Origin of the sequence: Streptomyces sp. NPDC051921, from assembly GCF_040680975.1 — a bacterium.
Classification (GTDB): domain Bacteria; phylum Actinomycetota; class Actinomycetes; order Streptomycetales; family Streptomycetaceae; genus Streptomyces.
Genome location: NZ_JBFAXU010000005.1, coordinates 186,083 through 200,166, shown reverse-complemented (window position 1 = coordinate 200,166; position 14,084 = coordinate 186,083). Strand labels below are relative to the sequence as shown.

The 14,084-nt window shown below is 70.0% G+C and carries 8 protein-coding genes; 7 read left to right on the top strand and 1 reads right to left on the bottom strand.

The genetic code is table 11. The features are described 5' to 3' along the window. The first annotated feature begins 69 nt into the window (after positions 1-69). Together AB0M16_RS09340 and AB0M16_RS09335 are read left to right on the top strand one after the other, a co-directional pair. Positions 70-1,644: a molybdopterin-dependent oxidoreductase gene (locus tag AB0M16_RS09340; protein WP_365340548.1), complete on the top strand. Its 1,575-nt coding sequence runs from the start codon at positions 70-72 to the stop codon at positions 1,642-1,644. A gap of 84 nt (positions 1,645-1,728) precedes the next feature. Continuing rightward, complete coding sequence (locus tag AB0M16_RS09335; RefSeq protein WP_365340546.1) at positions 1,729-2,382, top strand: fasciclin domain-containing protein; 654 nt, start codon at positions 1,729-1,731, stop codon at positions 2,380-2,382. Positions 2,383-2,532: 150 nt separating this feature from the next. On the opposite strand, the gene AB0M16_RS09330 is transcribed toward AB0M16_RS09335, so the two are convergent. Continuing rightward, complete coding sequence (locus AB0M16_RS09330; RefSeq protein WP_365340544.1) at positions 2,533-3,402, bottom strand: DUF4394 domain-containing protein; 870 nt, start codon at positions 3,400-3,402, stop codon at positions 2,533-2,535. Positions 3,403-4,416: 1,014 nt separating this feature from the next. On the opposite strand from AB0M16_RS09330, the gene AB0M16_RS09325 reads away from it, so the two are divergent. The 5 genes from AB0M16_RS09325 (at position 4,417) to AB0M16_RS09305 (ending at position 14,065) form a co-directional block, all read left to right on the top strand. Beyond that, positions 4,417-5,931 carry a DUF4331 domain-containing protein gene (locus AB0M16_RS09325; RefSeq protein ID WP_365340764.1) on the top strand — a complete coding sequence of 505 codons (1,515 nt, stop codon included), beginning with the start codon at positions 4,417-4,419 and terminating at the stop codon, positions 5,929-5,931. Positions 5,932-6,105: 174 nt separating this feature from the next. Beyond that, on the top strand, positions 6,106-7,365 hold the full coding sequence (locus AB0M16_RS09320; RefSeq protein WP_365340542.1) for a tetratricopeptide repeat protein: 1,260 nt from the start codon (positions 6,106-6,108) through the stop codon (positions 7,363-7,365). Next, a complete protein-coding gene (locus AB0M16_RS09315; RefSeq protein ID WP_365340540.1) occupies positions 7,362-8,978 on the top strand; it encodes a sulfite exporter TauE/SafE family protein in 1,617 nt (538 codons plus the stop codon). Before AB0M16_RS09320 ends, AB0M16_RS09315 begins: the two co-directional genes overlap by 4 nt. Positions 8,979-9,528: 550 nt before the next feature. Then, positions 9,529-11,289, top strand: coding sequence for a sigma-70 family RNA polymerase sigma factor (locus AB0M16_RS09310; RefSeq protein WP_365340539.1), 1,761 nt, complete (start codon positions 9,529-9,531; stop codon positions 11,287-11,289). Between the two features lie 406 nt (positions 11,290-11,695). After that, positions 11,696-14,065 carry a non-reducing end alpha-L-arabinofuranosidase family hydrolase gene (locus tag AB0M16_RS09305; protein WP_365340537.1) on the top strand — a complete coding sequence of 790 codons (2,370 nt, stop codon included), beginning with the start codon at positions 11,696-11,698 and terminating at the stop codon, positions 14,063-14,065. The last annotated feature ends 19 nt before the right edge of the window (positions 14,066-14,084 follow it).

The window sequence follows — 14,084 nt, the reverse complement described above, 5'->3', positions numbered from 1 at the left end:
CCGGCAAGGGATTTCACTCTTTCGAGGGTTGGACCAATCCGCCGGGCGGAGGATGCCGAATGCAGCAACGTGAGCAGCTTCCGCAGCAAACTCGTCCGCGCCGCCTTCGGCGCACTGGCCGGACTCCTGGCCGCGTTCACGGCTCTGGCCGTGGCCGAGCTGGTGGCCGGACTGGTGCGGCCCGCGGCGGGGCCGGTGACGGTGGTGGGCGGCGCGGTGATCGACCGGACGCCTGCCGCGGTGAAGGACTTCGCGATCCGCACGTTCGGAGAGAACGACAAAATCGTTCTCCAACTGGGGATCCTCGCGATTCTCGCCCTCATCGCCGTCGGCCTCGGCATCCTGGCCCTGTCGCACCAACGCACCGGCGCCGCCGGGGTGTTGCTGTTCGGGATCGTCGGCGCTGTCGCGGCTCTCAGCCGTCCCGACTCCACCGGCACCGGTGACGTACTGCCCTCGATCGCCGGAGCGCTGGCGGGAGCTGTGGCTCTGTACGTGCTGGCGGTCAAAGCCGCTCCCGTTCACGCCCCGGACGGGCAGCCAGGCACTGGGGGGTGGAGCAGGCGAGGGTTCCTCGCCGCGGCCGGTGTGACCGCCGTCGCCGCTACCTCGGCAGGTGCGCTGGGCCGGTACTTCACCGGCCGGCAAGGCCAGGGCGCCGTCGCCTCCCGGGAGAACCTGGTGCTTCCCAAGCCGGCCTCCCCGGCCCCCGCGGTCCCGGCCGGGGTTCAGCTGAAGGTGCCCGGCATCACGGCCTTCACCACCCCCAACTCCGACTTCTACCGCGTCGACACCGCCCTGACCGTTCCCAAGGTCGACGCCGGAACCTGGCGGCTGCGCATCCACGGCAAGGGGGTCACCCGTCCCCTCACCTACACCCTCGACCAGCTCTTGGCGCGCCCCCTCATCGAACGTGACATCACCCTGACCTGCGTCTCGAACGAGGTCGGCGGCCCCTACGTCGGTTCCGCCCGCTGGCTCGGCGTCCCTCTCGCCGACCTTCTGAAGGAGGCCGGCGTGATCCCTCCGTCGCGGGGAGGGAAAGCCGATCAGCTGGTGGCTCGCTCCGTGGACGGCATGACCCTCGGCTCCCCGGTGGAGGACGTGTTGGACGGCCGCGACGCGATGCTCGCGGTCGGTATGAACGGCGAGCCGCTCCCCTTCGACCACGGCTTCCCCGTCCGCATGCTCGTCCCCGGCCTGTACGGCTACGTCTCGGCCTGCAAGTGGATCGAGGACATCGAACTCACCACCTTCGACGCCTACGACCCGTACTGGGTCAAGCGCAAGTGGGCCCGCAAGGCGCCGATCAAGACCCAGGCGCGCATCGACACCCCCCAACCCTTCGCCCGCCCCACGGCCGGAACGGTCACCGTCGCCGGCGTCGCCTGGGCGCAGCACCGCGGCATCACCCGCGTCCAGATCCGCGTCGACGACGGGCCCTGGCAGGACGCCGACCTCGCCGCACAGGCAGGCGTCGACACCTGGCGCCAGTGGTCCTACCGCTGGAACGCCACCCCCGGCGGACACAACATCACCGTCCGCGCCACCGACGGCACCGGCCAGGTCCAGACCGAACAGCGCACCCGCACCATCCCCGACGGAGCGAGCGGCTGGCACAGCGTCTTCGTCACCGTCCTCTAGACCACCCGGACGCCTCAAGGCACTCACCGGGCAGCACGACCAACCCCCTCGATACCCAGAGAAAGTCCCAAGGAGCAACTGGTCATGAACAGCATGAAGATCCGCCGTACCGCGATCGCCGTCGTCGCCGCAGCCGCGCTGCCCTTCTCCCTGGCCGCGTGCTCCGACTCCGGCAGCGACACCAAGGCCGCCCCCAGTGCGGGTGCCGAGGACGCCGCGAAGACGACGGAGGCGAGCACCCCCTCCGAGGCGCCGATGACCGACGACCAGCCCTTCGGCCCCGCCTGTGCCGGGGTGCCGAAGGAGGGCGCGGGCTCCTTCGACGGCATGGCCAAGGACCCCGTGGCCACCGCCGCGTCGAACAACCCGGCCCTGTCCACCCTCGTGACCGCCGTCAAGCAGGCCGGACTCGTCGACACCCTCAACAACGCCGAGAACATCACGGTCTTCGCCCCGACCAACGACGCCTTCGCCAAGATCCCGAAGGCCGACCTCGACAAGGTCCTCGCCGACAAGGCCACCCTCACCAAGATCCTCACCTACCACGTCGTCGGCCAGAAGCTGACGCCGAAGCAGCTGGAGAACGGCTCCTTCGAGACCCTCCAGAAGGGCATGATCACCACCACCGGCTCCGGCGAGTCCTACAAGGTCAACGACACCGCCAACGTGGTCTGCGGCAACGTGAAGACCGCCAACGCCAACGTCTACATCATCGACACCGTCCTCATGCCCAAGTAGGCCAGCGCGCACGGTCCGCAAGCAACGGTGGCCCCGCACTCGCCCCCCATCGGGAGGATGCGGGGCCACCGGCATGATCTCTGGGCCGGCAGCCCGACCACGAGCCTGGGCTCGGCAGGGTGCCGCGCCCAGGCCGGCTGCGGTCGGGGTCTACTTCTGGTTGATGGGCAGGGCCAGGTCGGTGACCTGGTACCTGGCCGGGAAGGCTCCCTTGCTGGTGGCCTTGCCGGTCAGCACGTCGACCGCGTAGAGACGGTAGGACCCACCGTTGCCGATGGCCGCGAAGCCGTGGTTCGTACCGGCGGCCGGGTTGGAGTAGATGTCGAATCCGGCGTCCAGGGCGGCGTCCACACCGAGGTTGCCGGTGGGGGCCAGGGTGCCGGCGTTGGCCGGGGACTGCAGGGAGATGCGGTCGGCCATCGTGTCCAGGTCGAACAGCGTCGTCGCGGTCGCCGCGTTCAGATCGTTGTTGGTGTAGGCGGCTCCGGTCACTCCCATGGCGGTCGACGGCGGCATGGTCGGGTTCGTCAGGGTGCCGTCGACGGTGGTCGTCAGCGGGGCGGCCGCGTCGTCGATGTTGTGCCGCAGGTTCTGGCCGGTGTTGGAGATGACCCGCAGCCGGTTGGCGGCGGGGTTGAAGTCCACGCCGAACGCCGCGCCGGCCAGGGCCACGGTCAGCTGGGAGACCTTCATGGCCTTGGCATTGGTGGTGTTCAGGGTGTAGATGCCGCCCTTGTCGCCGACGCCGTACAGCTTCTCGTTCTGGACGCGGAAGTCGATCCCGACGAGCTTGGTGTCCCCGGCCAGCCCCGAGACCTTGCCCAGCGACCAGGTCTTGGAGGGCTTGTGGACGTCGAACTCGACGAGGCGCTGGTCGCCGGTCAGGCCGATGGCGTGCAGGGCCTTGTGGTCGTGGGCGGGCGGTGTCTTCGAAGCCGTGTCGGACACCGCCAGCGCGGGTGCCGCGCACAGGGCGGCCAGGACGACTGCGGAAGCCGCGGTCACGGTCCGGTTGCGCATGATCACTCCTTCATCGGAGCTTGGGCCCAGGTGGCCCAGGTCTCGTGGTGAATTCGCCGCCGGCGTAGCAGGGGATGGGCGCCAGGGACGGACGCCACCCGCACGGCCCAAGGGCACTGCCTCGGGCTGCGCCATCCGGGTGGGACCGGCCGCGCGCCGGTCCACCGACGGGAGGATGCGACGCTGCCGGTGGTGACGGTGTGGTCGTGGCTAGAGACGAGAAATGGCGGCCCACTGACTGTGCGGGACTTGAGATCTGCTGTCATGGGACCGAGGTGCGCGGGCTGCGGCTGCTGGGCTGGCAGGAGGCCTTGCCCCGCTCTCTTGCAGCCGTCCTGGACACCCGGCCCGCGCAGGCCGCGCGTCGGTCCGAGGGAACGAAGAGTCCGGTCGCCACAGACTCTGTCCGGTCCTGGATGTGCGAGAAGCGGTTCCTCGGCGCCACGCCGCCGGCGAGCCGGTGACAGCGATCGACCCGCGTACACGGCGGCTGCCACGCCGTGCGAGCACCCTCACTCCCTCGCCCTATGGACCCAGAGATCATCCATGCGGCAACGGCAACTGAACAGACACACTCACCACCAACGCTGCACTGTTGCAACTGAGTTGCAACAAGCGGTTGTTGGCTCATTCGGGCTAAGAGCGGAACTGCGTGTCGCGCCCGCCTCGAAGCCGGGACAAGAAATCCTCTGACCTGCACAATTGTCGCTCCTCGCGGACCCGGGCACGTCGGCGGCGGGCGGCGGGCAGGCGCGCGGCGATGTCAGGGCGTGGTTTCCTTCGCCCTGCGCAGCCCTGCGCGATGGTGTGTCCGGACCTGGTCAGTCCCCGTTGCCTTTCCTGACCCTGCCCGGACAGTGCGAACTCCCCCGTTCGCCGCGGTGCCGACCGCCACCCGACAAGCCCCCTAGCGACACCGACGCCCGCCCTATCAGGCCGGGCTTGGTACGCACCTTGCTGGGAAGGAAGCACCTCTTCGTGAAGGCAACCTCCACGGCGTCCGGCCGACGCCGGATGCTGGACCACTCCCTGCTCGTCCTCGGCTCCGGCGCCCTCGCGACCGCCATGGCCGTCCTCACCCTCGGCCCCGGCGTCAGCTCCGCCTCCAGCCACCGTGAGGCCCCGCTGATCGCCGGTGATCCCCGCGCCGACAACACCGACGTGTACGCGTTCACCAGCCCCGACAAGTCCGACACCGTGACCCTGGTGGCGAACTGGATCCCGTTCGAGGAGCCCAACGGCGGGCCGAACTTCTACGCCTTCGGCGAGGACCTCCGCTACAACATCAAGATCGACAACACGGGTGACGGCAACGCCGACGTCACCTACACCTGGCGGTTCAAGAACCAGATCCGCGACGACGCTAACCAGTTCCTCTACAACACCGGCCAGGTGACCACCCTCGACGACCCGGACCTGAACTTCCGGCAGGTCTACGACCTCATCGAGACCCGCGGCAAGACGAGCAGGACCCTGCTGTCCAACGTGCCCGCCGCCCCGTCGCGCGTCGGCCCCGCCTCGATGCCGAACTACGCCTCCCTGCGCGCCCAGGCCGTGCGCGGTCTGCCGGGTGGCGGGAAGGCGTTCGCCGGGCAGGCCGAGGACCCGTTCTTCGCCGACCTGCGGGTCTTCGACCTCCTCTACGGCGGGAACCTGTCCGAGCGCGGCCAGGACACCCTGGCCGGCTACAACGTCAACTCCGTCGCCCTGCAGATCCCCAAGAAGTACCTGGCGCTGAACTACACCCCGTCGCGGAACCCGGTCGTGGGCATCTGGTCGACCACCGACCGCAAGGGCGTACAGGTCTCCGACTCGCGTACCGGGCACGGCGACAAGTGGAAGCAGGTCTCCCGCCTGGGCAACCCGCTGGTCAACGAGGTCGTCGTCCCGCTGAAGTACAAGGACGCCTTCAACACCCTCAACCCCGACCAGGACCGCACCGTCCAGCCGGTCGTCGACAAGGTCCTCGACCCGATCCTGCCCAAGCTGATCCAGCAGGTCTACGGCGTCCCCGCCCCGCCCGCCCCGCGCAACGACCTGTTCGAGATCTACCTCACCGGCATCTGCAAGGCGTGCGGTCCGATCCAGGCCGACCTCAACGCCCACCGCCTCAACCGCGACGCCAATCTCCGCAAGATCGTGCCCGCCGAGGAACTGCGCCTCAACATGGCCGTACCGCCGGCCTCGAACCCGAACCGGTACGGCGTCCTCGCCGGCGACCTCGCCGGGTTCCCCAACGGACGCCGTCTGACCGACGACGTCATCGACATCTCCCTGCAGGCCGTCGAAGGCGCCGCCCAGACCGGACAGCTCATCCCCGCCCTTGCCGACGGCGACAAGGTGAACGCCAACGAGGTCCCCTTCGGCGCGTCCTTCCCCTACCTGGCCCTGCCCCACACCAAGTCCGTCAACAGCGGACCCGCTGGCATGGCCATGAGCAAGGAGAAGTCTGCGGCCTCCCTGGGCGGCGTGGGAGCCGTCCTGCTCGCGGCGGCCGGATGGCGGATGCGCCGCCGCAACCGCGCCTGATGTGACGCCACCGCACCATAAAGGCTCCCGGGGCCGGACCACGCCCGGTCCGGCCCCGGGAGCGCGTCACTCACGCAGGAAAGACACCCTCCGATGACCCCTGACCCGCCCACGCCCGCCCGCGGCCGACACCGACTGACGAAAGTCGCCGTCACCCTCGCCTTGGGAACCGCGATGTTCGCTGCCGGAGCCGTACTCATCCAACCCGCCGTCCCTGGCACATCCCCTTCCCCCGCCTCCGCACCTCCCGGCGCAGCCGCCCGGCCCGCGGCCCCGGCCGCGGCGCTCACCGCTCGCCTGGAGCGCCTGCCGGGCGACTGGAACACCTGGACGGCCCTCGGGATGGCCCGCATCGAGCAGGCCCGCACTACCGCAGACCCCGCCCTTTATGCCGCGGCCGAGAAGGCCCTGCGCCGCTCCCTCTCCTTGCAGCCTGACGGCAACAGCGGCGCCGAGACCGGCATGGCCGCGCTCGCTGCCGCCCGCCACGAGTTCACCGCCGCCCGCACCTGGGCCGACAAGGCCATCACCAGCGACCCCTACAACCCGGCCGCGTACGGGGTCCTGGCCGACGCCCACACCCAGCTCGGCCACTACCGCGACGCCGAGCGGACCGTACAGAGGATGAACGACCTGCGCCCCGACGCAGCCTCCCTGGCTCGCGCCTCCTATGTGTTCGAGCTGCGCGGCAGCACCGGGCGGGCGGCGGAACTGATGCGGCGTTCCCTGACCGCGGCCACCACCGACAGCGAGCGCGCCTTCGCCCACGCCTGCCTGTCCGGCCTCGCACTCGAGGACGGCAACGCGCGCCAGGCGCTCAGCGAAGCCGAACAAGGGCTGCGAAAAGCACCGGCCGACCCCGCGCTCCTCGATGCCCGAGCACGCGCCCGCGCCGCCCTCGGCCAGACGAAACAGGCACGCGCCGACTGGCAGCACGCGACGGACATCGCACCCCTGCCGCACCTCCTGCTCGCCCTCGGCGAGACACACCAGGCTCTCGGACACAACACACAAGCCGAAGCCTCGTACGCCCTGCTCAGGGCCCAGGACACCCTGCGTACCTCCGCCGGCGGCTCGCCGGACACCGACGCCATCCTCTTCGAAGCCGACCACGGCAGCCCCGTGCGCGCCGTGGTCCTGGCCGAGCAGGCCCTGCGTACAAGGCCGTTCGTCGCCATGCACGACGCCTACGCGTGGGCCCTGCACCGCGCCGGACGCAACGAGGAGGCCCTCGCACACGCCGACCAGGCCCTCGCGCTCGGTACCCGGAACGCCCTGTGGCACTACCACCGGGCCGCGATCCACCACGCCCTGGGCAACAAGCAGGCCGCCACCGCCGATCTACGGTCGGCACTCGGTCAGGCTCCCGCACTCAACCCGCTGCACGCCGCCCAGGCGCGTGCCCTGTCCAAGCGAATCGGCACCCAACCATGACCCCAGCACACCGAACCGCCGCCACAGCCGCCGCCCTGCTCACCGCCGCCTGCAGCCTGACCACCCCCGCCGCCGCAGCCACGCCGGCCCACCCCCTGGGCAACTTCACCGTCAACTACCACACCGGCCTCGTCCTGCACCCAGACCGCATCGACGCCACCGTCATCGTCGACCGCGCCGAAATCGCCGCCCTCCAAGAACGCCCCCGCATCGACACCGACCACAACAACACCCTCACCAACGCTGAAAGCACCCGGTACGCCCGCACCACCTGCACGGCACTGGCCGGCCAGCTCACCCTGGGCACTCCCGCAGGCCCCGCCCGATGGAACTCCAGGGCCGCGCAGCTCACCTGGGAACCCGGCGAAGCAGGACTCAAGACCAGCCGACTCACCTGTACCTACACCGCTCCCGCCCCACTGGAGCGCGGCGGCGCCATCAACGTCGAGACTCACTACGACACCACCCGCATCGGATGGCGGGAGATCACCGCCAAGGGCATCGGACTGCGCATCACCGGAACCGATCTCCCCGCCACCTCACCCACACAGGAACTCCGCCGCTACCCGCCGGATCCCCTCGCCACAGCACTGGACCAGCGCACCGCCGAACTGCACACCACCCCCGCCGACGGCACCACCAACACCCCCACACCTGCAGCCGGCCCAACAGGGACGACCGCCGACCGGATCGCGAACTGGTTCGACACCCTCGTCTCCCGGCACGAACTCACCCTCCCCGTCGGCCTCCTCGCCCTCCTCCTCGCCATCGTCCTGGGGGCCTCCCACGCCCTCCTGCCCGGCCACGGCAAGACGATCATGGCCGCCTACCTCGCCGGACGCCGCGGAACCCGGCGCGACGCCGTCACCGTCGGCGCGACCGTCACCCTCACCCACACCGCAGGCGTCCTGATCCTCGGCCTCGCCCTCCCCACCGCCACCCACCTCGCAGGCGAAACCATCCTGGCCTGGCTCGGCCTGACCAGCGGACTCATCGTCACCGCCATCGGCCTGTGGCTTCTGACACGAGCCCTCCGCAACCAACCCGCCCACGGCCACCACCACCATCACCCCCACGGACACAGCCACCATCACCACGGGCACAGCCACTCTCACGAGCACGGACACGGGGCAGGCCACCATCCGGCTTCTTCGACAGCGACCCGTGCCGGCGTGCCTGAATCCGCTGCGGCCGTCACACGCACCCTCACCGTGCCAGCCCCGACACCTGCCTCTCACAGGACGCACCAGCATGTGCCATCCGAGCACACACATGCTTCTCGCCCTGCCGGGAAGGCGGGTCTGATCGGCATGGGCATCGCCGGCGGCCTCGTGCCCAGCCCCTCCGCCCTCGTCGTCCTCCTCGGAGCCGTCGCACTCGGCCGCACCGCCTTCGGTATCCTCCTCGTCCTCGCCTACGGCCTCGGCATGGCGGCCACCCTCACCCTCGCCGGACTGCTCCTCCTCCACGTCAAACACCGCATCAAGGAGGCTGGCGACCACCCCCGGCTGCGTCGGCTCGTAGACACCGCCTCACGCATCGGACCGGTGGCCACCTCCACCCTGGTCGTCGTCGTAGGGCTCGGGCTGGCCGCACGAGCTCTGGCCCCCTGAGGCCGTCCCTGTTCCACCGCGCTCCATGTACTGCAGAGAAGGCCCGTACGCCCCGGCGGCGACGCCCGCACCTGTCACCGACTGCACCCCGTGTCGCGGGGGAGCGGCTCAGCGCCTGTCGCTATACGGCGGCCAGCTCAGGGCCTGGAGCGGCAGCCTGAGCGCATGATCTGAGAGAGGTTGTGAACGCGATCTACTACGTCAACCGCAGCCGGATCCCGCGCCGCTCTGGAGAGATCGGTCCTGGGACCGATACGTTGTCTCCTTGGGCGTGTGGTACCTCGGGTGTGAGTGATGTTCGGTACTGGCTGCTTGCGGTGAGGGTCTCCGAGATCGGGCGGCCCCCGTGCGATGTCGACCGGTTCAACGATTTCGATGTAACGCGTTGTAGCCCGAGAAGTGTCAGTCGTGCCAGGGGAAGCCAGTCTGCGTCCGTTCCGAGCCGCAGCTCGAACGCCAGAGACCGCACGTGCGCGGCGGCCCTGACCGAGACGGGGCTTTTCTTCGGAGCGAGGAGCCCCACCGCGCGTGGCTTTCCGAGGTCATCGGCGTGAATGGGCCGTCAGCGAGCCGGCCGAGTGCGACCGGACGCACTCCCCGGGCGGACCGGGCCTTCCACGTCGGCACGGGCCCGACCGACCGCCCGAGGCGCAGGCTTTGGCCGTACGCCTTCGTCGAGGCTAGGGTGTGCCGCCGTACTCGGCGGATCGCTCCCCTGAAGAAGGTGGGAATGGGGCTCAAGGACGCAGACCACGCGGGGCTGGTTGTCGCGGCGCAGGCCGGTGACGATCGGGCGCGCGAGGAGCTGATCGCCGCATACCTGCCGTTGGTCTACAACATCGTCGGGCGAGCGCTGGACGGACATGCCGATGTCGACGACGTCGTCCAGGAAACCCTGTTCCGCTTGGTGCGCGACCTGCCTGCCCTGCGTGCCCCGGAGAGCTTCCGGTCCTGGCTGGTGTCGATCACGCTCCGCCAGATCAACACCCACTGGCACCGGCAACGCGCCTTCGCCGAACGGACCACGGTCATCGACGAGGCACACCAGATACCGGACGCGGGCGCCGAGCCTGTGGACGTGACGATCCTGCGGCTGCACGTGTCGGACGAGCGGCGCCGGGTCGTCGAAGCCGGCCGGTGGCTCGATCCGGACCATCGGGTGCTGCTGTCGCTGTGGTGGCAGGAATGCGCCGGCCTGCTCAGCCGGGAGGACATGGCCGCCGCGACGGGGCTCACGGTCGCGCACGTCGGAGTGCGCCTCCAACGCATGCGGGAGCAGCTGGAACTGTGCCGGACGATCGTCGCCGCGCTGGAGGCCGACCCGCGCTGTCCGCAGCTGGGCGAGACCGTCGTCGCATGGGACGGTCACCGCGCATCGGTGTGGCGCAAGCGGATCGCGCGGCACACACGTGACTGCCGGGTCTGCATGGCGTCGTCTGCGGAACGGGTTCCGGCCGAACTGCTGCCCCTCGGCCTCACGACGCTGGCCGTCCCGACCGCACTGATCGCCGCGCTGGCCGCCAAGGGCTTGCTGTCGGCTACGGCAGCGAGCGCCGCCGGGCTGGCCGCGGCCCCCGTCGCCGTCGGCACGGCGACGGGGGGAGGCGGTCTGCACGGCGCGCTGATCGGCAAACTCCAGGCGCTGACCGCTCATCCGCTGGTGAGCCTCGCGACCGGCGCGGTGCTCATCGCCGGGACCGCCACCTATGCGACCTGGCCCGAACCGGCGCCTCGTTCACCCGGCGTCACCGCCGCTCCCACGGTCGGCACTCCCACGCCCCTTCCCTCGCGCACCACCACCTCGGCGGGACCGTCCCCGACGAGTCCGTCCCCGGTGAGCCCGCCCTCGACCGCCCCGTCCGCCGTCGCGGGCACCGTTCCACTGGGCGCACGGTCGCTGGAGTCCGCGGACAGTCCCGGCCAGTTCGTCACGTACACGGGCGACTTCGCGGCGCTCGGCAGCGTCGCCGCGTCCAGCAGCGCGCAGGCAGGTCAGCGGGTCACCTTCACGGTCGTCGGGGGACTGGCCGACACGCGGTGCGTCACCTTCCGCGCCGCAGACGGCCGGTATCTTCGCCACCACTACCTGCGGCTGCGGCTGAGCACCGACGACGGCAGCGCACTCTTCCGTGAAGACGCCACCTTCTGTCCCCGTCCCGGGGCGGTCGCCGGGTCCGTGACCCTGCACGCGCACAACTATCCGGGATCAGTCCTCCGCCACCGCGACGGCGGTATCTGGCTCGACGGCTCCGACGGCACGCGGGCCTTCGCGGGCCAGGCTTCCTTCATCGTGCGCAGCCCCGGGGCCTGAGCAACCGCTCCTCGGGCGGTCCCGACCGAGTCGCACAGTCGCAGCTGGTGCTCCTGCAGTCTGATCGCCCACGCTTCCTGCCCGACGCCGTGACCTGCGTTCACCGCGGATCAGCGCGGCGCCCCTCTTCCACGGGCGCGACCAGGCCACGGCGTCCGGCATAACGCTTTCTCCCTGCGAGATGCCTCACTGGGCAATCCTGCGGACGGCGCGACTTTTCCGTTACGAGACCGCGAGCTCGGAAGCCTCCACTTCAGGGGTGTCCTTCCCGCCGCCCGTCACGACGTGCCGGCGCGGCAGGATCCCGACTTCCCCCACTGACGTATCCCCTGAAGAAAGCCCCTCACATGACGCACCACACCCACGAACCCACGGCGACCGGTACGCAGAGCCCGCGAGGAGAATCATGAAGGGCCTGCATCGGCTCCGCCGGCGACGCCGGACATGGGCGACAGGGCTGTCGGCCACGGCGCTGGTGGCCGGCGTCGTGACGCTCCTTCCCCACTCCGCCGGAGCTGCGGGCCTGGGCACCCAGGCCGCCCCCTCGGGCAGGTACTTCGGCACGGCCGTGGCCGCCGGCAGGCTCGGCGACCCCGCGTACACCGCGATCGCGGACCGGGAGTTCAACATGATCACCCCGGAGAACGAGATGAAGTGGGACGCCATCGAACCGTCCCGCGGCAATTTCAACTTCGGCCCCGCAGACCGGATCGTCGATCGTGCCCTGGCACACGGCCAGCGCCTGCGCGGCCACACCACGGTCTGGCACTCGCAGCTCCCCTCCTGGGTCGGCTCCATCCGCGACGCGAGCACATTGCGCGGCGTGATGAACCACCACATCACCACCGAGATGACCCACTACAAGGGCAAGATCTACGCCTGGGACGTGGTCAACGAGGCGTTCGCCGACGGCGGCAGCGGCCGACTCCGCGACTCGGTCTTCCAGAAGGTGCTCGGCGACGGCTTCGTCGAGGAGGCGTTCCGCACCGCCCGCGCGGCCGACTCCGCGGCCAAGCTCTGCTACAACGACTACAACATCGAGAACTGGTCGGACGCCAAGACCCAGGGCGTCTACCGCATGGTCAAGGACTTCAAGTCCCGCGGCGTTCCCATCGACTGCGTCGGGTTCCAGAGCCACTTCGGGACGGGCGGCCCGCCGGCGAGCTTCAAGACCACCCTGGCCGCCTTCGCCGCCCTGGGCGTCGACGTCCAGATCACCGAGCTGGACATCGCCCAGGCATCACCCACCCACTACGCGAACGCGGTCAGCACCTGCCTGTCCGTGGCCCGGTGCACCGGCATCACGGTGTGGGGCGTCCGTGACAGCGACTCCTGGCGCAGCGGCGAGAGCCCGCTGCTGTTCGACGGCGGCGGCAAGCCCAAGCCCGCGTACACCGCCGTCATGAACGCTCTCCACTCCGGCTCCGGTGGCACTCCGGGCAAGCCGACCGACGGTACCGGGGAGATCAAGGGCATGGCCTCCGGCCGCTGTGTCGACCTCCCAGGCTCCACCACCGCCAACGGCACCCGCGCGCAACTGTGGGACTGCGGTGGACAGGCGGGGCAGCGCTGGACCTACACCGCCGCCAAGCAGCTGAAGGGGCACGGCGACAAGTGCCTGGACGCCAAGGGCAAGGGCACCACCAACGGCACCTCGGTGATCGTCTGGGACTGCAACGGCGGCGCCAACCAGCAGTGGAACGTCAACACCGACGGCTCGATCACCGGCGTCCAGTCCGGGCTGTGCCTCGACGCCGTCGGCGCCGCCACCGCGAACGGCACCACGATCCAGCTGTACGCCTGCGCGTCCGTCACCAACCAGAAGTGGACCTGGACCGCCCCGTCCGGGACGGGCGGCGGCACGTGTGATCTCCCGACGACGTACAAGTGGCGTTCGACGGGTGCCCTCGCCCAGCCGTCGAACGGATGGGCCGCGGTGAAGGACTTCACCCACGTGATGCACGGCGGCAGGCATCTGGTCTACGCGTCGAGCGCGTCGGGAACCTCGTACGGCTCGATGGCGTTCCGCCCCTTCACGAACTGGTCCGACATGGCGTCGGCCAGCCAGACGAAGATGAGCCAGAACGCGGTGGCGCCCACCCTGTTCTACTTCGCGCCCAAGAAGATCTGGGTGCTGGCGTACCAGTGGGGTGCCGCGCCCTTCAGCTACCGCACGTCGAGCGACCCCACCAACCCCAACGGCTGGTCCGCGCCGCAGCCGCTGTTCACCGGCAGCATCCCCCGCACCGAATCCGGCACCGGACCGATCGACCAGACCCTGATCGCAGACGACAAGAACATGTACCTGTTCTTCGCCGGTGACAACGGCAGGATCTACCGGGCGAGCATGCCGATCGGGAACTTCCCGGGCAACTTCGGCTCGTCGTACACGACGGCCATGAGCGACACGGCGAAGAACCTCTTCGAGGCGCCGCAGGTCTACAAGGTCCAGGGCCGGAACCAGTACCTCATGATCGTCGAGGCCCGGGGTGCGAACGAGCGCCGCTACTTCCGCTCGTTCACGGCCTCCAGCCTGAGCGGTGCGTGGACCCCGCAGGCCGGCAGCGAAGGCAACCCCTTCGCGGGCAAGGCCAACAGCGGTGCCACCTGGACCGACGACATCAGCCACGGTGACCTGATCCGTACCAACCCCGACCAGACGATGACCATCGACCCCTGCGACCTCCAGTTCCTGTACCAGGGCAAGTCCCCCACCGCGGGCGGACCCTACGACCAACTGCCGTACCGGCCGGGTGTCCTCACCCTGCAGCGCTGACCTGCCCTGACCACGGTTG